General features: G+C 72.4%; 27 protein-coding genes. 15 read left to right on the top strand and 12 right to left on the bottom strand.

From position 1 onward, the window contains the following. Together VNG13_14450 and cysD are read right to left on the bottom strand one after the other, a co-directional pair. On the bottom strand, window positions 1–380 hold a 380-nt coding region (locus VNG13_14450; GenBank protein ID HVA61717.1), incomplete at its 3' end, for a GTP-binding protein. Beyond that, window positions 380–1,300, bottom strand: a complete 921-nt coding sequence (gene cysD, locus VNG13_14445) for a sulfate adenylyltransferase subunit CysD (GenBank protein HVA61716.1) — start codon at window positions 1,298–1,300, stop codon at window positions 380–382. The genes VNG13_14450 and cysD, both read right to left, overlap by 1 nt. A gap of 145 nt (window positions 1,301–1,445) precedes the next feature. Between cysD and VNG13_14440 the strand changes: the two genes are divergently transcribed. Further along, entirely contained in the window at window positions 1,446–2,351 is a 906-nt protein-coding gene (locus tag VNG13_14440; GenBank protein HVA61715.1) for an oxidoreductase, read from the top strand. Here the strand turns inward: VNG13_14440 and VNG13_14435 are convergent. Continuing rightward, window positions 2,326–3,648 (bottom strand): PH domain-containing protein, encoded by a 1,323-nt coding sequence (locus tag VNG13_14435; GenBank protein HVA61714.1) that lies wholly within the window; start codon window positions 3,646–3,648, stop codon window positions 2,326–2,328. The genes VNG13_14440 and VNG13_14435 overlap by 26 nt on opposite strands. Further along, window positions 3,645–4,115: a PH domain-containing protein gene (locus VNG13_14430; protein HVA61713.1), complete on the bottom strand. Its 471-nt coding sequence runs from the start codon at window positions 4,113–4,115 to the stop codon at window positions 3,645–3,647. The genes VNG13_14435 and VNG13_14430 overlap by 4 nt, the downstream gene beginning before the upstream one ends. A gap of 243 nt (window positions 4,116–4,358) precedes the next feature. Here VNG13_14430 and VNG13_14425 point away from each other — a divergent pair, with 243 nt between their 5' ends. Together VNG13_14425 and VNG13_14420 are read left to right on the top strand one after the other, a co-directional pair. After that, window positions 4,359–4,568, top strand: a complete 210-nt coding sequence (locus VNG13_14425; protein ID HVA61712.1) for a hypothetical protein — start codon at window positions 4,359–4,361, stop codon at window positions 4,566–4,568. Window positions 4,569–4,638: 70 nt separating this feature from the next. After that, entirely contained in the window at window positions 4,639–5,316 is a 678-nt protein-coding gene (locus VNG13_14420) for a hypothetical protein (protein ID HVA61711.1), read from the top strand. Here the strand turns inward: VNG13_14420 and hisN are convergent. Continuing rightward, window positions 5,303–6,112 carry a histidinol-phosphatase gene (gene hisN / locus VNG13_14415; protein HVA61710.1) on the bottom strand — a complete coding sequence of 270 codons (810 nt, stop codon included), beginning with the start codon at window positions 6,110–6,112 and terminating at the stop codon, window positions 5,303–5,305. The genes VNG13_14420 and hisN overlap by 14 nt on opposite strands. Before the next feature lie 68 nt (window positions 6,113–6,180). On the opposite strand from hisN, the gene VNG13_14410 reads away from it, so the two are divergent. Both VNG13_14410 and VNG13_14405 read left to right on the top strand, forming a co-directional pair. Further along, window positions 6,181–6,774 (top strand): TetR family transcriptional regulator, encoded by a 594-nt coding sequence (locus VNG13_14410; protein HVA61709.1) that lies wholly within the window; start codon window positions 6,181–6,183, stop codon window positions 6,772–6,774. After that, a complete protein-coding gene (locus tag VNG13_14405) occupies window positions 6,771–7,874 on the top strand; it encodes a ferritin-like domain-containing protein (protein HVA61708.1) in 1,104 nt (367 codons plus the stop codon). Before VNG13_14410 ends, VNG13_14405 begins: the two co-directional genes overlap by 4 nt. A 76-nt stretch (window positions 7,875–7,950) precedes the next feature. On the opposite strand, the gene rsgA is transcribed toward VNG13_14405, so the two are convergent. Together rsgA and aroA are read right to left on the bottom strand one after the other, a co-directional pair. Beyond that, window positions 7,951–8,832, bottom strand: a complete 882-nt coding sequence (gene rsgA, locus VNG13_14400) for a ribosome small subunit-dependent GTPase A (GenBank protein ID HVA61707.1) — start codon at window positions 8,830–8,832, stop codon at window positions 7,951–7,953. Between the two features lie 104 nt (window positions 8,833–8,936). Further along, window positions 8,937–10,256 (bottom strand): 3-phosphoshikimate 1-carboxyvinyltransferase, encoded by a 1,320-nt coding sequence (aroA, locus tag VNG13_14395; protein ID HVA61706.1) that lies wholly within the window; start codon window positions 10,254–10,256, stop codon window positions 8,937–8,939. Window positions 10,257–10,412: 156 nt separating this feature from the next. Here aroA and VNG13_14390 point away from each other — a divergent pair, with 156 nt between their 5' ends. Further along, window positions 10,413–11,168, top strand: a complete 756-nt coding sequence (locus VNG13_14390) for an SOS response-associated peptidase (protein HVA61705.1) — start codon at window positions 10,413–10,415, stop codon at window positions 11,166–11,168. Window position 11,169: 1 nt separating this feature from the next. On the opposite strand, the gene VNG13_14385 is transcribed toward VNG13_14390, so the two are convergent. Further along, window positions 11,170–12,126, bottom strand: a complete 957-nt coding sequence (locus VNG13_14385) for a pirin family protein (protein HVA61704.1) — start codon at window positions 12,124–12,126, stop codon at window positions 11,170–11,172. A 72-nt stretch (window positions 12,127–12,198) separates the two neighbouring features. Continuing rightward, window positions 12,199–12,669 (bottom strand): SRPBCC family protein, encoded by a 471-nt coding sequence (locus VNG13_14380; GenBank protein ID HVA61703.1) that lies wholly within the window; start codon window positions 12,667–12,669, stop codon window positions 12,199–12,201. Window positions 12,670–12,806: 137 nt separating this feature from the next. Here VNG13_14380 and VNG13_14375 point away from each other — a divergent pair, with 137 nt between their 5' ends. Further along, window positions 12,807–13,151 carry a TraR/DksA C4-type zinc finger protein gene (locus VNG13_14375; protein HVA61702.1) on the top strand — a complete coding sequence of 115 codons (345 nt, stop codon included), beginning with the start codon at window positions 12,807–12,809 and terminating at the stop codon, window positions 13,149–13,151. Beyond that, on the top strand, window positions 13,148–13,465 hold the full coding sequence (locus VNG13_14370) for a WhiB family transcriptional regulator (protein HVA61701.1): 318 nt from the start codon (window positions 13,148–13,150) through the stop codon (window positions 13,463–13,465). Before VNG13_14375 ends, VNG13_14370 begins: the two co-directional genes overlap by 4 nt. A gap of 7 nt (window positions 13,466–13,472) precedes the next feature. Here the strand turns inward: VNG13_14370 and VNG13_14365 are convergent, their stop codons facing one another. Continuing rightward, window positions 13,473–14,216 (bottom strand): class I SAM-dependent methyltransferase, encoded by a 744-nt coding sequence (locus VNG13_14365; GenBank protein ID HVA61700.1) that lies wholly within the window; start codon window positions 14,214–14,216, stop codon window positions 13,473–13,475. 24 nt (window positions 14,217–14,240) lie between these two features. Between VNG13_14365 and VNG13_14360 the strand changes: the two genes are divergently transcribed. From VNG13_14360 to VNG13_14345, 4 genes are all read left to right on the top strand, one after another. Then, window positions 14,241–14,927 carry an alpha/beta family hydrolase gene (locus tag VNG13_14360; protein HVA61699.1) on the top strand — a complete coding sequence of 229 codons (687 nt, stop codon included), beginning with the start codon at window positions 14,241–14,243 and terminating at the stop codon, window positions 14,925–14,927. A gap of 103 nt (window positions 14,928–15,030) precedes the next feature. Next, window positions 15,031–15,627: a sigma-70 family RNA polymerase sigma factor gene (locus tag VNG13_14355; GenBank protein ID HVA61698.1), complete on the top strand. Its 597-nt coding sequence runs from the start codon at window positions 15,031–15,033 to the stop codon at window positions 15,625–15,627. Between the two features lie 3 nt (window positions 15,628–15,630). Beyond that, on the top strand, window positions 15,631–15,915 hold the full coding sequence (rsrA, locus tag VNG13_14350; protein HVA61697.1) for a mycothiol system anti-sigma-R factor: 285 nt from the start codon (window positions 15,631–15,633) through the stop codon (window positions 15,913–15,915). A gap of 5 nt (window positions 15,916–15,920) precedes the next feature. After that, window positions 15,921–16,874: an NAD-dependent epimerase/dehydratase family protein gene (locus VNG13_14345; protein HVA61696.1), complete on the top strand. Its 954-nt coding sequence runs from the start codon at window positions 15,921–15,923 to the stop codon at window positions 16,872–16,874. Window positions 16,875–16,990: 116 nt separating this feature from the next. Here VNG13_14345 and VNG13_14340 read toward each other — a convergent pair whose 3' ends face one another. Beyond that, on the bottom strand, window positions 16,991–17,557 hold the full coding sequence (locus tag VNG13_14340) for a DUF5317 family protein (GenBank protein HVA61695.1): 567 nt from the start codon (window positions 17,555–17,557) through the stop codon (window positions 16,991–16,993). 63 nt (window positions 17,558–17,620) lie between these two features. Here VNG13_14340 and VNG13_14335 point away from each other — a divergent pair, with 63 nt between their 5' ends. From VNG13_14335 to VNG13_14325, 3 genes are read left to right on the top strand one after another with little or no spacing between them, the layout of a single operon-like run. Then, window positions 17,621–18,967: a biotin carboxylase N-terminal domain-containing protein gene (locus VNG13_14335; GenBank protein ID HVA61694.1), complete on the top strand. Its 1,347-nt coding sequence runs from the start codon at window positions 17,621–17,623 to the stop codon at window positions 18,965–18,967. Then, a complete protein-coding gene (locus VNG13_14330) occupies window positions 18,964–19,734 on the top strand; it encodes an enoyl-CoA hydratase-related protein (GenBank protein HVA61693.1) in 771 nt (256 codons plus the stop codon). Before VNG13_14335 ends, VNG13_14330 begins: the two co-directional genes overlap by 4 nt. Further along, window positions 19,719–19,994, top strand: a complete 276-nt coding sequence (locus VNG13_14325) for a hypothetical protein (GenBank protein ID HVA61692.1) — start codon at window positions 19,719–19,721, stop codon at window positions 19,992–19,994. The genes VNG13_14330 and VNG13_14325 overlap by 16 nt, the downstream gene beginning before the upstream one ends. 58 nt (window positions 19,995–20,052) lie before the next feature. Here VNG13_14325 and VNG13_14320 read toward each other — a convergent pair whose 3' ends face one another. Further along, entirely contained in the window at window positions 20,053–21,249 is a 1,197-nt protein-coding gene (locus VNG13_14320; GenBank protein ID HVA61691.1) for a porin PorA family protein, read from the bottom strand. Window positions 21,250–21,318: the final 69 nt, after the last annotated feature.

Here is a 21,318-nt window from a genome sequence, read left to right as displayed (position 1 = left end):
GCGTGGCGCCGGGACTGCTCGAGGGCCCCGTTGCGGGCGTCGATGAGGATGAGGGCCAGATCGGCCGTCGAGGCCCCCGTGACCATGTTGCGGGTGTACTGCACGTGCCCGGGCGTGTCGGCGATGATGAACTTCCGGCGGGGGGTGGCGAAGTACCGGTACGCCACGTCGATGGTGATCCCCTGCTCCCGCTCGGCGCGCAAGCCGTCGGTCAGCAAGGCCAGGTTGGTGTAGCCATCCCCCCGCTCCCGGCTGGTGCGCTCCACGGCGTCGAGCTGGTCGGCGAAGATGGCCTTCGAATCGAACAGGAGCCGCCCGATGAGCGTCGACTTCCCGTCGTCCACGCTGCCGGCGGTCGCCAGCCTGAGCAGCTCGGACATCAGAAATACCCCTCCTTCTTGCGGTCTTCCATTCCGGCTTCGGAAATACGGTCGTCGGCGCGAGTCGCCCCCCGCTCGGTCAGCCGGGAGGCCGCCACCTCGGCCACGACCTGCTCGGTGGTGAACGCCGCCGACTCCACACACCCGGTGCACGTGGCGTCGCCGATGGTCCGGAACCGCACCGTGGCCTCGAACGGCTCCTCGCCGTCCATGACCGTGACGTACGGCGACACGGCCAGCAGCATCCCGTCCCGCTCGAAGACCGTCCGGCGGTGGGCGTAGTACAGCGAAGGAAGGGCCACCTGCTCGTCGAGGATGTACTGCCAGATGTCGAGTTCGGTCCAGTTGGACAGTGGGAACACCCGGATGTGTTCCCCCTTGTGATGCCGGCCGTTGTAGAGGCTCCACAGCTCCGGCCGCTGGCTTTTCGGATCCCACTGCCCGAAGTCGTCCCGGAACGAGTACACCCGTTCCTTGGCCCGCGCCTTCTCCTCGTCCCGGCGCCCCCCTCCGAAGACCGCGTCGTATCCGTGCCGGTTGATCGCGTCCAGCAGGGTCACCGTCTGTAGGGGATTGCGGGACACCCCCGGCCGCTCGACCACCCGGCCGGTGTCGATCGATTCCTGAACGCTGGCGATCATGAGCCGAACGCCGAGTCGCTCGACGGTGGCGTCGCGGAACGCGAGCACTTCGGGAAAGTTCTCGCCGGTGTCGACGTGCATGACCGGAAACGGCACCGGGGCCGGCCAGAACGCCTTCTCGGCGATCCGCAGCATGAGAACCGAATCCTTGCCGCCGGAGAACAACAGCACCGGACGCTCGAACTCGGCGGCCACCTCGCGCATGATGTGGACGGACTCCGCCTCGAGGGCCGCCAGGTGCTCGAGTTCATAGGTGGCCGCGACACCCCCTCTCGTCACCATGCAGTCCTCTCCGGTTCGGCGCCGGTTCGAGTATCGCCGGCCGGGTCGGGTTGCCCGCACCCGGTCAGGCCCGATTCGTCGCCGGCTTCGCCACCGGGTTAGCGTCAGGCAGGAGGTCGCCGTGTCCTGGAACACGCATAGCATGCCGGATCTCACCGGTCGGGTCGTCGTCATCACCGGCGGCAACTCGGGGATCGGGCTCGAGGCCGCCCGGCAGTTCGTCCGGGCGGGAGCCGAGGTGGTCCTCGCCTGCCGGGACCAGGCGAAGGGGGAGCAGGCTCGGAACGCGATCGGCGGCCGCGCCGGCCAGGCGCGCGTGACCCCGCTCGACCTGGCCGATCTCGACTCGGTCGCTTCGGCGGCGAAGCGGTTGGCCGACGAGCACCAGAAGATCGACGTGCTGGTCGCCAACGCCGCGATCATGGGCGGGCGCCGGCTGGATACCGCGCAGGGCCACGAGCGGCAGATGGGCACCAACCACCTCGGGCACTTCGCACTGGTCGCGCAGCTTTGGAGCAGCGTTCTCGCGGCCGCCGGCCGGGTCGTGGTCGTGTCGAGCATTGCCTCCCGGGGCGGCCGGTTGACCGCCGGGATCACCGAGCGGGACCTGGCGGACCCGGTTCCCTATGTCCCGCAGAAGATCTACGCCAACACCAAGCAGGCCAACCTGCTCTTCGCCCAGGAACTGCACCGCAGGACGACGGCCGTCGGTCAGCCGGTCCGGGTGATCGCCTGCCACCCGGGGGTCAGCTGGACGAACCTGTTCCCGCGACAACTGGCCGACGAGGGCCGTGGCTGGCTGGTCCCGGTCGCCCGGATCCTCGGACCGGTCGTCCTGCAGTCCGGAGCCGCTGGAGCGCTGCCCACGTTGCGTGCCTCGGTCGACCCCGAGATCCCCGGCGGGGCCTTCGTCGGCCCGAGCCTGCTCGGCCAGACGCGGGGGGCGCCCAAGGTCGTCGACGTCTTCCCCCAGGGTCGCGATGTGGCGACGGCGCAGCGGCTCTGGCAGCTCAGCGAATCGCTTACGGGGGTGCCGTTTCCGGTGTGAGCCGGGGGGCCCGCGCGGCCCGGGCTTGCGCCGCCAGTTGGTCGAATAGGGCTCGACTTTCCACCTCGTCGCGGCAGCGGGCCTCGGCGCGCCAACCGCGGCCGGCGGTGTCGACGTGCACCGTCGCCAGCCGGAGCCGGCGCTGAAGGGGTCCCTGCACCCAGCGCACGCTCTGGGCTTTCGCTAGCGGGACGACGGCCAGGGTACGCCGGGTTCGGCCGATCCCGGCGTAGATGAACAGGCCATCGGTCCAGGCGAACAAACGCCAGTAGGACAGCGGGGCTCGAAGCGCTGCCCGGCGCGGCGCCCGGGCCGCCGGCGGGGGCGTCACCTGTGCGCCGGGAAGTGTCCGACCGAGCAGGAAGTGGGCGGCCGCGGTGTCGCCGACGGGAAGCAGCGCGCGGCTGACCGTCGAGCCGTCCTGCTCGTTTCCGCGGTGGGCGGCGCGCTGGCGGGCCACATCGATCTCGAGCCGCTGCCAGCCGAACGGCCGCCAGAGCAGGGGTTGCGACCATCGGATGCCTTGGACTCGGGGCAGCGGAATGGTCTCCGCGCGGGTCTGGAGGAGACCGGCCCGGACCCGCAGCCCGTCCGGGGCCTCGGCGACGGTGAAGCCGAACTCGGCGAGCAGCCGGCGCAGGACCAGCGCACCGAGCGAGAACTCGACCGAGCCGAGGCCGCCCAGGACGGGCGCGGCGGCCTTCGGGCCGGCCGCCACGATGCCAATCGTCACCCCGAGCAGGCCGGTGAAGATCAACGCTGCGGGGCTGAGCAGGACCGAGCCGATCAGCCAGCCGTTGCGCACCGTGAATATCCGACGTTCCGGCGGTGCCGGTGTCTCCGCGGCGAGGCCGTGGGCGAGCGCGAGGAGTCGGGCGCGGATCTCGACCGCCTCGGCCGCCGGGAGGAGGCTGAGACGGGTGCGGTTCGCCCCATGGCCGGCGACGACGACCCGGACTTCGGTGAGCCCGAGCATCCGTCCGAGCAGCGGCCGCACCAGGTCGACGGCCTGGATCCGCGAAACCGGCACCCGGATCGACTGGTGGCGCAGCAGTCCGGTCTCGATCTGCAACTCTCCGCCGTGCAGCCGCCAGCGGGTGACCAGCCAGAACACGACTCCGCCGACCACCGCGGCCCCGAGGGCGACCAGTTCGACCCAGGCCGGCCCGCCCTTTCCCCGGGCGAGCGCGCTCGGCGCGAGCGCGAGCAGCAGGACGAAGAGCACCCGACCGATCCGGATCAGCGGGGACAGCGGGTGCAGCCGGGCCCAACCGTCCTGGTTCGGCCTCCCGGTCACAGCCCCATGGCCCGGGCCTGCCCATCTGCGGCCAAGCGGTCGCGGAGCCGTTCCGCCTCGAGCGCCGTGACCCCGGGAATCCGGGCGTCGCTGGCCGCGGCTGCGGTGTGCATCCGCACGCTGGCCAGCCCAAAGGCCCGTTCGAGCGGCCCCGCCGTCACGTCGACGTACTGCATCCGACCGTAGGGAACGACAGACATCCGCCGGACCAGCAGGCCGCGGGTCACCAGCAGGTCCTCCTCGCGCTCGGCGTAGCCCCAGGCGAGGACCCGTCCCCGCAGGGCCAGCCAGCCGAGGCCGCCGAGAACGGCAACGCCACAGAGGCCGCCGATCGCGCCGGAGGAACCGAATGCCAGCCCGCCGGCGCTGCCGGCGGCGGCGAGCCCGACAAGGACGACCGCGCCGAGTTGGAGCTGGCGGGCGATCCACAGGCGCGGCGACGGGTGCCGCCAGTCCGGCTCGGGCATGCTCGCAGTCTGCCGGAACCGCCGTCGCCGGGCCCCAGTGGCGGTGCCACGAGTTTCCGCATTCCGCCGCGCCGCGCTCGGGAACGGCCTAGGTTCCCGGGTGGAGGGGCGATCTCCCGGGAGGGACGGTCGCGGCCGGCGCGGTCGGGCGTGCCGGGGTCGGCGGTGAGATCAGTCGAGGGGGACGGAGCGGGCCGGCCGGTGCAACCAGGCGGCCCGCTCCGTGTTCGTTAGACTGCGCTGGTGCGTCGAGAACAGGTGGCCGCGTCCGGCGCGGCCATAGTCGCCGGCCTGATCGCCTTCGTGATCGCGGTCGTCCTCGTGCTCATCGGCATGGTCGGTGTCACCTCGTTCCATCACGGTCGGTGCCCCTCGCGGCTCAACTCGTCACCGGCCGCACCGATCGGTCCGCAATGCCTGCAATACCCGATCGTGCAGGGCGTCAACGACTAGGTCGGTCCGCGGGCTGGCCGCCCTGGGTCGGTCCTCCGGTCGCGATCTGGGTCTGCCCGGGATCGTCGTCGTGTGGGCGGCCGTCGTACTTGGTCTCGACACCGTGTCCACCCTCACCGAACAGCGCCTGCTCGGCGTCGGCACCTGGCTGTTGCTCCTCGGCTGCCTGCGGTCGGAGCCGGCCCGCACCAGGGCGCAGGTTGCGATCGTCGTCGGCTATGCGACGGTCGTGGAATACACCTTCGCCGGAGTGCTCCACGTCTACACCTACCGGCTGCACGACATCCCGATGTTCGTCCCGCCCGGGCACGGACTGGTCTATCTGGCTGCGCTCGCACTCGGTCGCTCGGCACTGTTCCGGGCCGGGCGCCGGGTCATCGTGCCGGCCGTGCTCTGCCTCGGTGGCGGGTATGCGCTGTGGGGCCTGGTCGCCTCGTCGAGACTCGACGTCCTCGGGGCGATCTGGTTCGGCTGCCTGGTTGCCTTTCTCGCCTATGGCCGCGCCCCACTGGTCTACGCGGGCGCTTTCCTCGTCGTCAGCTACCTCGAACTGCTAGGGACCCATCTCGGCGCGTGGACCTGGGCGCACCACGACCCGAGCGGCCTGATCGCGGTGGGGAACCCACCGAGCGGCGCGGCCGGCGGGTACTGCTTCTTCGACGCCGCCGCGCTCGCCCTCGTCCCCCGGCTGTCTCCGGTGCTTCAGCGTTTGCGGGGGAGGGGTTCGAGCGTGATCATGGAGAGTTAGAACCGGCCAGCCGGGCGAGGGTGACCTCGTGCAGGATGCCGTTGGTGACGACGACGCTGCCGCCGTCCGGACGGGGCTCGCCACGCAGGTCGGTGAAGCGGCCGCCAGCCTCCTCGACGATCACCTGGAGCGGAGCCAGGTCCCAAAGCGCGACCTCGGGTTCGCAGGAGATGTCCACCGCGCCCTCGGCGACCAGGACGTGTGACCAGAAATCACCGAAGGCCCTGGTCCGCCAGACCGAGCCGGACAGATCGAGGAACGCGCCGAGCCGGCCTTGTGCTGCCCAGCCGGCCAGGCTCGAGTAGGACAGGTGGGCATCGGCCAGGTCGCTTACCGCGGAGACCGCGCACCGGCGGGCGCCGGCCCGGTTCGGACCGGTCCAGGCGCCGCCGGCGCGATGGGCCCACCAGCGTCGGCCCAGCGCCGGGGCCGAGACCACCCCGGCGGCGATCCGACCCTCCTCCTCGAGGGCGATCAGGGTGGCCCAGACCGGGACGCCGCGAACGAAGTTCTTCGTGCCGTCGACCGGATCGACGATCCACCGCCGCGGCGTCGGCTCCTCGTCCGTGCCGGGGGCGGACCCGAACTCCTCACCGAGCACGGCGTCGGCCGGCCGTTCGCTCTCCAGCCGGCGGCGGAGCGCCGCCTCGACCGCACGATCCGCGTCGCTCACCGGGGTGAGATCGGGCTTGGTCTCGACCCGCAGATCGACGGCCTGAAACCGGCGCAGCGTGATTTCGTCCGCCTCGTCGGCGAGGGCATGGGCAAGGTCGAGGTCCTGCTCGAGGCGACTCACGCCTACCGAGCGTAGTGACAGGTTTCCCGACCCTTGACACGGAGGGCTCTCGTGTAAACACTTCGGGGGTGACCTCAGGGCCCTCCACACGCGGCGCCTTGCTCGACGCCGCCTACGCGGCCGTGGTCGCCGGGCGGTGGGAGCGGACCCGGATGCTCGACGTCGCCCGGGTCGCAGGGGTCTCCCGGCAGACCCTCTATAACGAGTTCGGGTCCAAGGACGCGCTCGCCCAGGCGCTGGCGATCCGCGAGGCCGACGAATTCACCGCAGCCACGGAGGCCCTGCTCGCCGACACACACCCGGGTGGTCCGGCCGCGGCCGTGGCGGCGGCCGTCGAGGGAACCTTGCTCCGCGCGGCGGACAACCCGCTGCTCAAGGCGGTGCTCACCGACGACGCCGGCGGTCTGCTCCCATTCCTCACCACCCGGGCCGCCCCGATCCTCGCGCTGGCCCGGCGCAGCATCGCCGGGTACCTCGTCGAGCACTGGCCGGACCTTCCGGCGGCCGACGTTGCCCTCGCCGCCGAGACCGTGGTCCGGCTGACCGTGTCCTACCTCGTCCTGCCCAGCGACAACGCGGACGGCTCGGCATCCGCCGTCGCCGGTCGGGTCGCGCGTCTCGTCGAGGCCCTGCTCGCCCCTCAGATCGGGAGAAATCCATGAGCTCTTTCGACCGCTATGCCACTCCCGTCGCCGCGCCGGGGCTCGAGATCGCAGCGGCCGGGTCGTCCCGGTTCAGCTGGGAGTACGACGACGGGCGGGAGCGGCTGCTCGCGCTCTACCAGAAGGGCAAGGACAAGCAGTGGGACGCGACCAAGCGCATTGACTGGTCGCTGGAGGTCGACCCGGCCAGGCCGCTGGGGCTGCCGGAGGAGACCTGCCCGATCTACGGCTCGGAGCAGTGGAACAAGCTCGGGCCGGCGGACCGCGACGAGTTGGGCAAGCACCTGGGGTCCTGGCAGTTCAGCCAGTTCCTCCACGGCGAGCAGGGCGCGATGATCTGCTCGGCCCGGATCGTGGAGTCGGTCCCGGACCTCGACTCGAAGTTCTACGCGGCCACCCAGACGATGGACGAGGCCCGACACGCGGAGACCTACGCGCGGTTCCTTCAGGAGAAGGTGGGATTGCTCTATCCAATCAATCCCTACCTCGAGGCGCTGCTCAAGGACACCCTCGACGATTCGCGTTGGGACATGCCCTACCTCGGCATGCAGGTTCTCATCGAGGGCCTCGCGCTGGCCGCGTTCGGCCTGCTCCGGGACATCGCGCAGACCGAGCTGCCTAAGCAGATCCTGGCCTACGTCATGCAGGACGAAGCTCGCCACGTCGCGTTCGGGCGCCTCGCCTTGCGCGACTACTACAAGGAACTGACCAGAGCCGAGTTGGCCGAGCGCGAGGATTTCGTCGTCGAAGGCTGCTACCTCATGCGGAGCCGCTTCCGCGCCCAGGAGGTGTGGGAGAACTTCGGGTTCGACGTCGCCGAGTGTCTCGAGTACACGGAGAACTCCGAGATGCAGCAGGCATTCCGGTCGTTGCTCTTCAGCCGGATCGTTCCGTGCGTCAAGGACATCGGCCTGTGGGGCGACCGCGTGCAAAAGGCTTACGCGGACCTCGGCGTCCTCGACATGGCCGGGATCAACCTCGAGGACCTGATGAACAACGACGAGAACGTCGCCGAGGCCCTCGACGCTGAACGCCGGGAGCTCTCCGCACGCCGAGCCGAGATCGACGACACGATCGCGGCGGGCGCCGCCGCGGGCTGATCCGCCGCGGGCTGACCCGCCGGGAGCCGGGAGCCGACCACCATGCCCACCGGTGACAGCCGACCGGGAGGGTGCGTCACGCGTCCGGGTCGCGGGCGGTCAACAACCTGCGGAGCGAGAGCAATCGCTCCGGGTGAGCGTGCCCTCCGGTCACCCAGGCATCCAGCCCGCACGTCGATGGATCGGTGTGGTCGCAATCGCCGGGACAGGCGGCTCGGCCCGGGGCGAGATCCGGGAAGGCCTCGACCAGCCGATCGCGGTCGATGTGACCGAGCCCGAGGGACCGAACGCCGGGGGTGTCGATGACCCAGCCGCCGGCGGGCAACGGCAGGGCCACCGCGGATGAGGAGGTATGCCGGCCGCGGCCGGTGACGACGTTCACCCTCCCGATCCGCCGGTCGGCACCCGGGACGAGCGCGTTCACCAGCGTGGATTTGCCCACCCCTGAGTGGCCGAACATGACCGTGGTCCGCGCGGCCAGTTGCCTCCGCAGCTCGGCGAGGCCGCGGCCCTCGTCCCCCTGGCCGAGGATGACGGCCGGCACGGCGGCCGGCCGGTAGATCGCGAGCAGATCCGCGGCCGAGGCCAGGTCGGACTTGGTGAGGACGAGGAGCGGCCGGAGACCGGCATCCACCGCGGCGACCAGGCAGCGGTCGATCAGCCCCGGCCTGGGTTCCGGGTCGGCGAGGGCCGTGACGATCCCCAGCTGGTCGGCGTTGGCGACGACGATCCGCTCGACCGGATCGGTGTCGTCGGCGGAACGGCGCAGAACAGTCGCCCGGGGCTCGACCCGGATGATCCGGGCCAGGGTGTCGTTGGCACCGGACAACTCACCGACGAGAGCGACCTCGTCCCCGACGACGATCCCGTGATGGCCGAGCTCACGCGCGCCGACGGCGACCACCTCGGTCGCGTCGGCGGTCAGGCAGGTGTAGCGCCCGCGGTCGACGGCGATCACCCGGGCCGGTGTGGCGCCCGCATGCTCCGGCCGGCGTCGGGAACGCGGACGGGTGCTGCGCCCGGGTCGGACCCGGACGTCGTCCTCGTCGAGCTCGCGCGGACTCAGCGCGCCGGGCCCGTGCCGAGCAATGCGGACCACAAGCCGACGAAGCCGGGGAGTGTCTTGCCGGTGGTCTCGATGTTCTCGACCTCGATGCCGGGGACCACGAGGCCGAGGACCGCGGCCGCCATCGCCAGGCGGTGGTCCTCGTAGGTGGCGAACCGGCCGCCGTGCAGCCGGGCCGGGCGGAACTCGAGTCCGTCCGCGAGCTCGGCGACGTCGGCGCCGAGCCCGCCGAGCTCGCCGGCCAGCGCGGCGATCCGGTCGGTCTCCTGGCCCCGCGAATGACCGATGCCGTGTAGCCGGCTCGGTGTGTCGGCGAGCGCCGCGAGCGCGGCGAGCACCGGAGCCAACTCGCTGACGTCGCCGAGGTCGGCGTCGAGTCCGACGATCCGGCCGCCGCCGCGCACGATGAGCGCCCCGCCCTCGACCCGGCAGGTCGCGCCCATCGCGGTGAGCAGTTCCGGCAGCCGAGCCCCCGGCTGGGTGCTGCCCGACGGCCAGCCCGCGAGCCGGACCGTGCCGGCGGTCGCGAGCGCCGCGGCGAGAAACGGCGCGGCCGAGGAGAGGTCGGGCTCGATCCGCACGTCCCGGCCGGTGAGCCGGCCTGGTGCGACCCGCCAGCGGGTCGGGTCCGGCTCTTCGACGTCGGCACCGAACTCGCGGAGCATGGCCACCGTCATCGCAAGGTGCGGGCGCGACGGTAGCCGGGCGCCGTCATGGGTGACATCCACGCCGGCCAGGAAGCGCGGTGCGGCGAGGAGCAGCCCACTCACGAACTGCGAGGACGCGGCGGTGTCGATCCGAACCGGCCCACCGGCCAACCGGCCGGTGCCGCGCACGACGACCGGAAGCGCCCCGCGGCCACCGTCGTCGATGTCGGCGCCGATCCCGGTCAGCGCGTCGAGCAGCGGGCCGAGCGGCCGCTCCCGCATCCGGGGGTCACCGTCGACGCGGATCGTGCCGCGGGCAAGCGCCGCCACCGGCGTAACGAAGCGGGCGACCGTGCCGGCGTTGCCGACGTCGACGTCCGACCCGAGCGGCTCGAGCGGGTCGGGGCACCCGGTGACGAGCCAGTCCGGGCCGTCATCCGCGACCGGGACGCCGAGTGTGCGCAGGGCGGCCACCATCAGTTCGGTGTCGCGGCTGCGCAGGGGGGCGTTCAGCCGGGAACGGCCGGCCGCCAGCGCGCTCAGCACGAGCGCACGGTTCGTCGCGGACTTGGAGCCTGGAACCCGGATCTCGGCGTCCACCGGGGATTCCGCGGTCGGCGCCGGCCAGTCGGAACCGACCGAGGGCGGGGCGAGCTCGGACCCGGGCATGGGGCGATCGTCCCATCCGGCGGGCGGGGGGCGCTGCCCCGTATCGTCTGGGGCCCACCCGCAGGTCCGACCGTGCGCCGCAGGCCGCTGCCGTCATCGGTCCCGCTCCCGCCGCACCCGTCGGTCAGCTCGTCTCCGCTCCCGTTCGGCTGGGCGGTGCGCAGCGCGGCGGGGGGCGGGTTACCTAGGCTGGGCGGCGTGTGCGGTCGTTACGCGTCGGCTCGCCCGGTGTCCGACCTCGCCGCCGCTTTCGGGATCGAGGACGACGCGGTCGACGAGCCGCTGGACCCGGACTTCAACGTCGCCCCCACCAAGCCGGTCTATGCGGTGGTCGACCGCCGGCCCCGCCACGAACCGGACGGCCCGATCTCCCGGCGCCTCGTCGTGATGCGTTGGGGCCTGGTGCCCTCGTGGGCGAAGGACCCCGGGATCGGCAGCCGGTTGATCAACGCGCGGGCCGAAACGGTCGCCGAGAAGCCGGCATTCCGCCGCGCGTTCGAGTCCCGCCGCTGCCTGCTTCCAGCCGACGGCTATTACGAGTGGTACGACCCTGACCGCCCGGGGGAGCGCAAGCAGCCGTTCTTCATCCGGCCGCGCGGCGAGTCGCTGCTCGCGCTGGCCGGGTTGTACGAGTTCTGGCGGTCCGGCGACGACGGCGAGTGGCTGGTCACCTGCACGATCCTCACCACTTCCGCCCCTGACGACGTGGGGCGGGTCCACGACCGGGCGCCGCTAACCGTGGACCGCGACCGCTGGACGGCCTGGCTGGACCCCGAGCGAACCGGCAGTTCGGTGGCGGAACTGCTTGTCCCGGCGGTGCCGGGCCGCCTCGAGGCCTACCCGGTCGGGTTCGAGGTCAACAACGTGAAGAACAACGGTCCGCAGCTGCTCGAGCCACTCGCCGCGAGTTGAGTCAGTCGCCGAGCCGGGCGACCGGGATGGTCCCCATCCGGCCGGCTTGGAAGTCCTCCATCGCCTGGATGATCTCCGCCCGGGTGTTCATCACGAACGGGCCGTATCGGGCTACCGGCTCGCGTAGCGGGGTCCCGCCGAGCAGGAGCACCTCGAGCCGGGGGCTGCGACCGTCCTGGGCGTCGTCGGCCCGGATGCTCAGCGCGTCGCCGGGTCCGAAGACCGCGAGCTGGCCTTCGACGATCGGCCGTTCGTCGGCGCCCGCGCTGCCCTGGCCGGACAGCACGTAGGCCAGCCCGTTGAAGTCCGGGCGCCACGGCACGCGCAGCCGGGCGCCGGGGCTGAGGCTCGCGTGCAGGTAGCTGATCGGGGTGGCCGTCACCCCCGGACCGCGGTGCCCGTCCAGCTCGCCGGCGATCAGTCGGAGCAGCGCACCGCCGTCCTCGGAGGCGAGCAGCCGGACCCGGTCCGCTCCGATGTCCTGGTAGCGCGGCGGCGACCACTTCTGACTGGCCGGCAGGTTCACCCACAGCTGCACGCCGTGGAACAAGCCACCCTTGGCGACGAGCTCTTCGGTCGGCAGCTCGTCGTGCAGGATGCCGGAGCCCGCGGTCATCCACTGGGTGGCGCCGTCGGCGATCAGCCCGCCACCGCCGGTGGAGTCGCGATGGGCGAAGGCTCCGTCGATGATGTAGGTGACGGTCTCGAAGCCGCGGTGCGGATGCCAGGGCGCGCCGCGCGCCTCTCCGGGCGCGTATTCCACCGCGCCGAGATGGTCGAGCAGGACGAATGGATCGGCCAACGAAAGGTCCACGCCGGGGAACGGGCGGCGGACCTGGAAGCCGGCGCCTTCGAGCGACGTGGGGGCGGTGACCACCCGGACAACCGGCCGGTCCACGCCGGGCGGCGCGGTGACGCGGGGGAGCACGAGCAGGTTGTCGGTGGTGGCGGCGGGCACTGCGGGCTCCTCGGGAAGCGTTGCTGGTGCCGGGAAAACGCCGCGCCGACCCGCCGCATTCCGCGCCCCGGGTCAGCCGGTCGCCGGCTCCGCGGTGACCAGGCGATCGATCCGTTCCAGGGTCGCGACCATGTTCGCCCGGGTCTTGGTGCGGTACGGGCGGACGATCCGCTTGAACTTCTCCTCCGTGATGTCCCAGCTCTCCCGCACCCGCGTGCCACCAGCGACCGGGTCCAGCTCGTAGCGCCAGATCCGGCCGCCGAACAGGTACTTGGTGACCCCGCTCGGTGGCCGGCTTTGCCAGGCGATTCGCCGTCCGTCCTCGAACTCGATCACGGTGCTCACCATCGAGTAGGACCGGCCGAGCCGCATGGCCATGCCGAATGTCGCGCCGAGTTCGAGCCGCTCGGGCAGGTCGGTCGCTTCGCGGACCGTCCCCGACCCGTCGATGTCCCGGTGCCGGCGGGGGTCGGCGACCAGCGCGAAGATCCGCTCCGGCGGGGCGGCGATGACCCGTTCCACCGTCTCGACGTCCTTGGCCATGTGTTGCATGCTACTGACCGGTTCCGATCGGACGTGGCGGCGCACCAGCGCGGGTTGACGGCCTCGACCGTGGGATTGCCCCTTGCCGCGGGCCGTCCGGACCGATAGACACCGTTCGGGAAGTCGAAGGGAGCCGGGTGGACACCGAGGTCGTACGGGAACGTCTCGAGCGGCTGCTCGTCGAGCTCGACGGTTCGGCGCGCACGCTTCAGGCCGAGCGCGGCGACAACGGCGACCTGAGCCACGAGCAGGAGTCGGCGGACTCCGGCAGCGGGATGTCCGACGCCGACCGGGAAGACGCCGTCATCGAGGTCGTCGACCGGCAGACCCACGCGGTCCGGGCGGCGCTCGCCCGGGTCGAGGCCGGCACCTACGGCAGCTGCGTCGACTGCCGGGCGGTGCTGCCCGACGAGCGGCTCGAGGCACGTCCGGAGGCCGAGCGTTGCGTGCACTGCCAGCAACAGTCCGAAGCGGTCCGATGAGCACCACCCTGACCGGCGAGGTGTCCCGGCGGATCCGGCGCGACCGTAGGTTCCGGGCCGCCCTCGAGCAGCGCTACGCGAGCCCGGCGTGGCGGGCCAGCGGCCTGTGCCTGCCCCTCGACCCGGAGATGTTCTTCCCGAACGCCGCCGACGACCCCGCCCCGGCGCTCATGATCTGCCAGAACTGCCCGGTCCGGGCAGCCTGCCTGGCCGCGGCGCTCGACGCGGGAGATTGCGACGGGGTCTGGGGGGCAACCACACCGGACGAGCGCCGGCCGATGCGCCAGGTCTGGGTCTCCGCCCGGGGGCACTGACCCTCGGTCAGGGCTGCTTGACCGCCGAGGCGACCAGATGGCTGCCGATCGACTCGCCCGCGTGTTCGGCTCCCAGGGCGATCTCCCGCTCGACGAGCACCTCGAGGCGCCCCGGGTCCGCTCGCAGGGTCCGCTCGACCGCGTCCGGGGAGAGCACCGTGCGGGGCCGCACCCATTCGACCGTGAACCCGGCTCCGGTCAGGCCGGCCGTGAGCTCCTCCGGCCAGAAGCAGCGCCGGAGCCTCCCGTCCGCGGAGGGGACGAGGACCACATCGGCGCCGGGCACGTCTGCCAGCTCGGCCCAGCGGCCCTGCTGCGCGAGCCGCGCGAGACCTAGGACGAGGGAGTCCACACTGACCAGGAACCGGCCGCCGGGCCGGAGCACTCGGGCGATCTCGTCGAAGGCGAGCTCCGCGGCCAGCGCGAGGGACAGCGCCCGGCCCTCGGCCAGCACGGCGTCGACCGACCCGGTGACCAGCCAGCCGAGGCCGGGGAGGTCGGCGACCACCGGGGACACCCCGGCAGGGGTCGGCACCCGAGGGACCGAGTCGAAGGCCTGCACCACGGTGTGCCCAGCCCGGCTGAGCTGGGCCGTACAGCGCGACCGTGCGCCGGAGAGGTCCAGGACCCGGGCCGGTGCGGGAGGCAGCCAGGCGCCGAGCTGGCGGGCGACGACCGCGTCGTAGAAGGCCCAGTAGGGCGATTCGCCGTCCGGCAGCCGGAGCTCCTCGTAGACCTCGGGCAGCGACACTCGCCGGAACCTACCCTGATAACCGTGCGGCACCCCTCCCGGCGGCAGGACGTCTTCCTCGTCGAAACGGCCCACGGACCGGCCCGGATCCACCTGGCCGGTCCGCGCCGGCCGGGGTTGCTGGTCGTGCTCGGGCACGGTGCGGGCGGTGGCGTGGAGGCGGTGGACCTGGTCGCGGTCACCGGCCGGCTCGTCGACGCCGGCGCGGCCGTGGCCCGCGTGGAGCAGCCCTACCGGGTGGCCGGGCGGCGGGCTCCGGCGCCGGCCCGGCAGCTCGACGCTGCGTTCCTCGCCGCGGTGGCGGCGATCCGAACCGTGGTCGGGCTCGCCCGGGCGCCGCTGGTCACCGGCGGCCGCAGCCTCGGCGCCCGGGTGGCCTGCCGCACGGCGGGGGAACTTGCGGTGGCCGGCGTGGTGGCGCTGTCCTTCCCGCTGCACCCGCCCGGCCGCCCGGACCGGAGCCGCCTCGCCGAACTCGTCGGGGTGACCCAGCCGGTGCTCGTCGTCCAAGGTGACCGGGACCCGTTCGGTCGGCCGGCGGAGTTCCCGTCGGGCACCCGGCTGGTGGCGATCGCCGGCGCGGATCACGGTCTCCAGGCCGACCCCCGGGCGGTGGCCGACGCGGTCGTCGCGTTCGTCGCCGGCCTCGTCGGGAATCCGGCGGCCGTTTCCGGCGTTGTCGGCGGACGTGCCACCTCTGTCAGCGCGTGACGCGGCCCGCACCCGCCGCCGAGGCCCAGGACGCCGCCCGGCAGCCGGCTCGCGGCCCGTCGTAAGCTCCGCCGAGCGCCGTCGCGAGTGCCGAAACCGGGAGGTGAGCGTGGTCGAGGAAAGCCTCGAACAGCGCAGTGCCCGGTTCGAAGCGACCGCGCTGCCCTTCCTGGACCAGCTCTACGCTGCCGCGCTTCGGATGACCCGCAACCCGGCCGACGCCGAGGATCTGATCCAGGAGACCTTCGTCAAGGCGTTCGCCGCCTTCCACCAGTTCCAGGAAGGCACCAACCTCAAGGCGTGGCTCTACCGCATCCTCACCAACACCTTCATCAACTCCTACCGCAAGAAGCAGCGTGAGCCGCAGCAGGCTGCCGGCGAGGACGTCGAGGACTGGCAGTTGGCGCAGGCCGAGTCGCACACGTCGGCTGGCCTGAAGTCGGCCGAAACCGAGGCCCTCGAACACCTGCCGGACAGTGACGTCAAGGATGCGCTCCAGGCGCTGCCCGAGGAGTTCCGGATGGCCGTCTACCTCGCCGACGTCGAAGGCTTCTCCTACAAGGAGATCGCCGGGATCATGGGTACTCCGATCGGTACGGTGATGTCCCGGCTCCACCGCGGTCGGCGGGCGCTCCGCACGGCGCTCACCGGCTACGCGCTCGACCGGGGAGTCATCCGGACGACGAGCGAGAAGGCGTAAGCGATGAGTTGCGGCAGCCCGCACGCGACCGACTGTGCCGAAGTCATCGAAGCCGTCTACCTCTACCTCGACGGCGAGTGCGACGAGGAGGGTCGGCAGAACATCCGGATCCACCTCGACGAATGTGCCCCCTGCCTGCGCAAGTACGGCGTCGAGCAGGAAGTCAAAACCCTGGTCGCCCGCTGTTGCGGCGGTGATGCCGCGCCGGACGGGTTGCGGGAGCGGGTGCTGGTGAGGCTCCAGCAGGTTCGGGTCGAGATCGGCCACGTCGAGTACCGCGCCGACTGACCCGGGTGCGCGTTCTCGTAACCGGGGCGGCCGGTTTCATCGGTTCCACGCTGGTCGACCGGCTGCTCGCCGACGGTCACGACGTCCTCGGTGTCGACGACCTGTCCAACGGCTCGCTGGAGAACCTCGCCGAGGCGCGGGCGGGCACCCGCCAGCGACCGGGCGCCTTCAGCTTCACCCGGCTCGACGTGGCCGACCCCGGGCTGGTCGGGCTCCTCGGCCACACCAGGCCCGAGGTGGTCTGCCACCTGGCAGCCCAGGTGAGTGTTCGGGCCAGCGTGGCCACGCCACTGCGCGACGTCACCACCAACGTGCTGGGGACGGTCAACGTGCTCGAGGCCGCCCGGTTGGCCGGAACCCGCAAGGTGGTGTTCACCTCCTCCGGTGGCTCGATCTACGGTTCGCCGGCGAAGTTGCCGGTCAGCGAGCGGGCCGGGATCGATCCGCAGTCCCCGTACGCGGCGGGGAAGGCCGCGGGTGAGCTGTATCTAGGTGCCTGGCAGGCGATGTACGGGCTGGCTTACACCAGCCTTGCCCTCGGCAACGTCTACGGGCCACGGCAGGACCCACGGGGCGAGGCAGGGGTGATCGCCATCTTCAGCGGGGCGATGCTCGCCGGGATGCCGACTCGGGTGTTCGGCGACGGCGGCCAGACCCGGGACTACGTCTACGTCGACGATGTCGTGGATGCCTTCGTGCGGGCGCTCGCGGCCGGTGACGGACGGCGGTTCAACATCGGCACCGGCCGGCAGACGAGCGACCTGGAGCTGCACCGGCTGGTCGCGGCGGAGGCCGGCGCCCCGGATGCCCCGGAATTCGCGCCGGCCCGGCTCGGCGACCTGCGGGCGATCGCCCTCGACCCGACCGCGGCTCGGGGCGGGCTCGGCTGGGTGCCGTTCACCGAACTGCCGGAGGGGATCCGGCGCACCGTCGGCTGGTTCCGGGAGCGGCCAGGCTGAGGCTGCGCCGGTCGGATCAGGTGTTCGGGCGCTTCCCGTGGTTCGCCTTGCTCCGGGCGCGGGCGCGGCGCTTGCGCTTCTTCTTGGCCACCGGACCTCCTCGGTCTGCCCCGAGCCTAGTCGAAACCGTCGCGCCGGGGCCGGCGCCCCCCGCCGCGCATCCCGGCGAACACGAGCAGCCCGAGACCGGCGGCGATGAGCAGATCCCCGACGCTGGCCACCTCGGGCTGTAGCGGCAGCGGCACCGGAACGATGTCGCCGAGCCCCCCGAGCGGCGTGGCCTCCCCGGCGATGATGTGCCGGGGGTCACTGCCGTCGGAGATGGCGGTGATCGGAACGCCGGCCCGCGCCGCCGCGTAGATCGAGACCGGCATGGCGCCGTTGGCGCCGACCACGGCGACGTTGAGCAGCAGCCCGACCGCGATCAGCGGTAGGCCGGGCACCCGGAGATTGCGGGCGAGGAAGGCCGCCGCCAACGCCGCCGACAGCGAGAGCGCGCCGAGATAGACAGCCCGGCCGCCGATCCCGGCCGCCGCGGCCACGGAACCGACGATCTGGGCGCCGACGGCGAGGAGGGCCAGCCGGCGCGCGTGCAGGCCCAGCTCGCCGAGCCGCGCCAGCCGCCCGCCGGTCAGCGCGGCGATCAGCCCGGCACCCACCATGATGACCGCGACCAGACCCACGCCACTAGTCTGCGACGGCGGCCGCGCGGCCGCGCTGCGCCACGACGGAAGGGCCGACCGGACGTGTTCGAGTCGCTGCTTGTCGCGAATCGGGGGGAGATCGCCTGCCGGGTTCTGGCGACCGCCCGGCGGATCGGCCTGCGGACCGTCGCCGTCTACTCCGAGGCGGATGCCACGCTGCCGCACGTGAAGGCCGCTGACGAAGCGGTTCTGCTGGGCCCGCCGCCGCCCGGCGAGTCCTACCTCGACATGGCGAAGGTGCTTGAAGCCGCTAAGCAGACCGGGGCACAGGCGGTTCACCCCGGTTACGGCTTCCTCGCCGAGAACGCCGGCTTCGCCCGGGCGGTGCTCGACGCCGGGTTGATCTGGGTCGGCCCGTCGCCGGAGGCGATCACGGCGATGGGGGACAAGATCAACGCGCGCAACCTGATGTCCGACGCCGGGGTGCCGGTAGCCGCCGGTAGCCGTGAGCCGCTGGCCGACGTCGAGTCCGCGGTGCTGGCCGCGACCGCGATCGGATACCCGGTGATGGTCAAAGCCGCGGCGGGGGGCGGCGGGATCGGGATGAGTGTCGCCGACGACGAGGCCGCGCTGCGGACCGCCTTCGAAACCGCGCGGACCCGGGCCGAGCGGTTCTTCGGGAATCCGGCGATCCTCATCGAGCGATACCTGGTAGCGGCCCGGCACGTCGAGGTCCAGATCCTCGGCCTGGCGGACGGCTCGGTGCTAGCCCTGGGCGAGCGGGACTGCTCGGTGCAGCGTCGCCACCAGAAGGTTGCCGAGGAAACCCCGTCGCCGGGGGTCGGTCCGGATCTGCGCGCCCGGATGCTCACCGCCGCGATCCGGGCCGGGGAGGCGGTCGGCTACCAAGGGGCCGGCACGGTCGAGTGCCTCGTCGACCCGGTGGCCCAGGATTTCGTCTTCCTCGAGATGAACACCAGACTCCAGGTGGAACACCCGGTGACCGAGGCGGTCACCGGGCTCGACCTGGTGGAGGCGCAGCTGCGGATCGCGGCCGGCGCCGCCCCCGGATTCGACCCGGCGAGCGTGACCAGCGCGGGGCACGCCATCGAGATGCGGGTCTACGCCGAAGACCCCCGCCGCTTCCTCCCCTCGCCGGGGACGATCAGTCGCTGGGACGTCCCCGCCGGGGAGGGGATCCGGGTCGACGCCGGCTACGCCGCCGGTGACACCGTGACCACCTTCTACGACCCGCTGCTCGCGAAGCTCGTCGTCTGGGGTGCGACCCGGTCGGTCGCGCTGGAGCGCGCACGTTCCGCGATCCGGGAGTTCACGATCGAAGGACCGAAGACCAACCTGGCTTTTTTCGAGGAACTGTTGGAGTTTCCGGCGTTCGTTGAAGGTGACTATGACACTGGGATTGTGGGCCTGATGCGAGTCCCGGCGTGAGCGGCGATGTCGCCATTCGCCGCGACGGTGCCGCGCTCTGGCTGACGATCGACCGTGCGGACAAGCGCAACGCGCTGTCGGCACAGGTGCTCGGGGGGATGCTCGCGGCGGTCCGCGACGTAGGTGACGCCCGGGTCGTCGTGATCGCGGGGGCCGGCGAGCGGGTCTTCTGCTCCGGGGCCGACCTGGCGGTGATGGCTGCCGACGCCACCGGCCTGGAGCACCACGAAGCGCGCGGTCTGCTGCGGGAACTGCTGCTCGCCTTCCGCGGCTGCCCGGTGCCGGTGGTCGCGCGGGTCCAGGGACTCTGCCTCGCCGGCGGGGTCGGGCTCGCGCTCGGGTGCGACCTCGTCGTCGCCTCCTCGGCGGCGGCGTTCGGGCTGCCCGAGGTGAATCTCGGCCTGTGGCCGTTCATGGTCTCCGCCCTGCTCGGCCGCCACGTCGGCCCGAAGCAGGCGATGGACCTCATGCTCAGCGGGGAGCGGGTCGATGCCGACACCGCGCTCCGTCTCGGGCTGGTCTCCCGGGTGTTGCCGGCGGCTGGTTTCGCGGAGGAGTTTGCCGGCTTGGTGGAGCGACTGAGCGGGCAGGCGCCACTCGCGGTCCGGCTCGGCAAGGCAGCCTTCTGGGCCGCGCTCGACGCGTCGATGCCTGCCGCGCTCGAGGCGATGCAGGCTCAGCTGTCGCTCTTGACCACGACCCAAGACGCCGCGGAGGGGGTGGCCGCCTTCTTCGAGAAGCGGCCGCCGCGGTGGACCGGACGCTGACCGAGGGCCTGTTGCTTGCGGCCTTCGTGATCGCGCTCGGGGTGCTCGTCGGCCTGGGATACCGCCGGGCCCGGCGGCGAGCGGCCGCCCGGGAGGCCGGGAGCGATCCGGCGGGCGCCGCACTGCTCGCCCCGCTGACCGAAGAGGTGCGCAAATGGCAGGCCGAGGCGGCCTACTGGAAAGCGTCGGCGACCCGGCTCCAACGCGAGCTCGACCGGCGCGACGATCCCGGACCGGCGGGGCCGGTCGCCGGAGGTTGATCGGCCCGGCGGGAGGTGTATGTGCCCCCCCTCCCGCCGGGCCGCGTCGTGGGGCCGGCTACCCGTCGGCCGGGGCCGGCTCGTCCGCCGTCGCGTCCCGCGGGGTCGGGATGCCGCCCCCGGTCGCCGCTGGGCCAGTGACCGCGGAAGCGCCGGCGTGCCCGCGGGACGCGACGGCCGCCGAGGGGCGTTCGACCGTGGTCAGGTCGATGCCGGGAGGCGGATCCATCGCCGTGAGGTCGATGACGTGCGGGCGGCGACGCCGGCCCAGTGCGGCCGCCGCGAGGAGCAAGACCAGACCTACGGCGCCGAGCGCACCCGGGACCGTGGTGCGGATCGCGGTCAGGCCGGCCCGGTCGCGGTTGGCCTGCGCGGCCGCCGCGGCCAGCGTGGCTGGCGTGTCGCTGAACTGGAACTGCGAGATCGTCGCCAACGGAATGGCGATTCCGAGCAGGCTGCTCGGCAGGCCGACCGCCCGGGTCTCGGTCGAGTTCAGGTCGACGACGATGCCGCTGTCCGGGGCGACCCAGAACGTCGTCTGGGCCGCGTAGGTGTAGGCCAGCGGGATCGTTGCCGGCAGCGACCCGGCGACCTGGGCGAACTGGGCGATCTGCGCGGCCGGCAAGTCGAGCTTGGTAATCAGGCCTGACGCCTCGGCTTTCGGCACGCTCGCCGGAAGCCCGGCCAACTCCTGGGGGTTGGTGATCGGCGTCGGCGGAACGGTCGCCGTGAAGACGTCGGTCTGGATGCCGCCATGGCGCGCCGTGCCGGTGTACACCAGGGTCGTGGCCGTCCCGGTGTCGACGACCCAGCCGGGGTAGTTGTGGCGGGCGGTGCCGATCGGCCAGTTGAAGGTCAGCCCCAGCGGGTGAGCGAGCCCGGGCGAGCCGAGCGAGGTCGTCGGCAACAACGATGTCCGGCTCACCGCGTAGGACGAGTCGAGGGACGCGACCGGCTGGCCGGCGGCCGTTACCAGCTTGGTGTCGCGGACGACGGTCGCGCTGCCGGTCGACCGCAGGGCCCGGACGGTGTGCGTGATCTGCAACGGCACGTTGCGAAGGAGAAGCGGAGCGGTCGACCCCGGCGCAAGCGCTGCCGGGTCGAACAGAACCGCCGCGGTCCCCTGATAGAACCGGGTGGTGTTCGTCGAGGCCGGCAGTTTCGCGAGGGCCGGGGCGACCGCGACCCGGACCACGGCGGCAGCCGCGATCAGCACCAGGCCGATGGCGACGGCGGCGGCGGCTGGACGGCGCATGCTGCACTCCCGGGCCGGTGCGGCTCCGTTGCTGTCCGGCTATCCCACCCTGCGCTCTCCGCCCGGGAA

Source organism: Mycobacteriales bacterium, assembly GCA_035533475.1.
In the GTDB taxonomy this organism is placed as follows: domain Bacteria; phylum Actinomycetota; class Actinomycetes; order DATLTS01; family DATLTS01; genus DATLTS01.
Note: the sequence above shows the minus strand (reverse complement) of the source record. Positions and strands in the feature narration are given on the sequence as shown.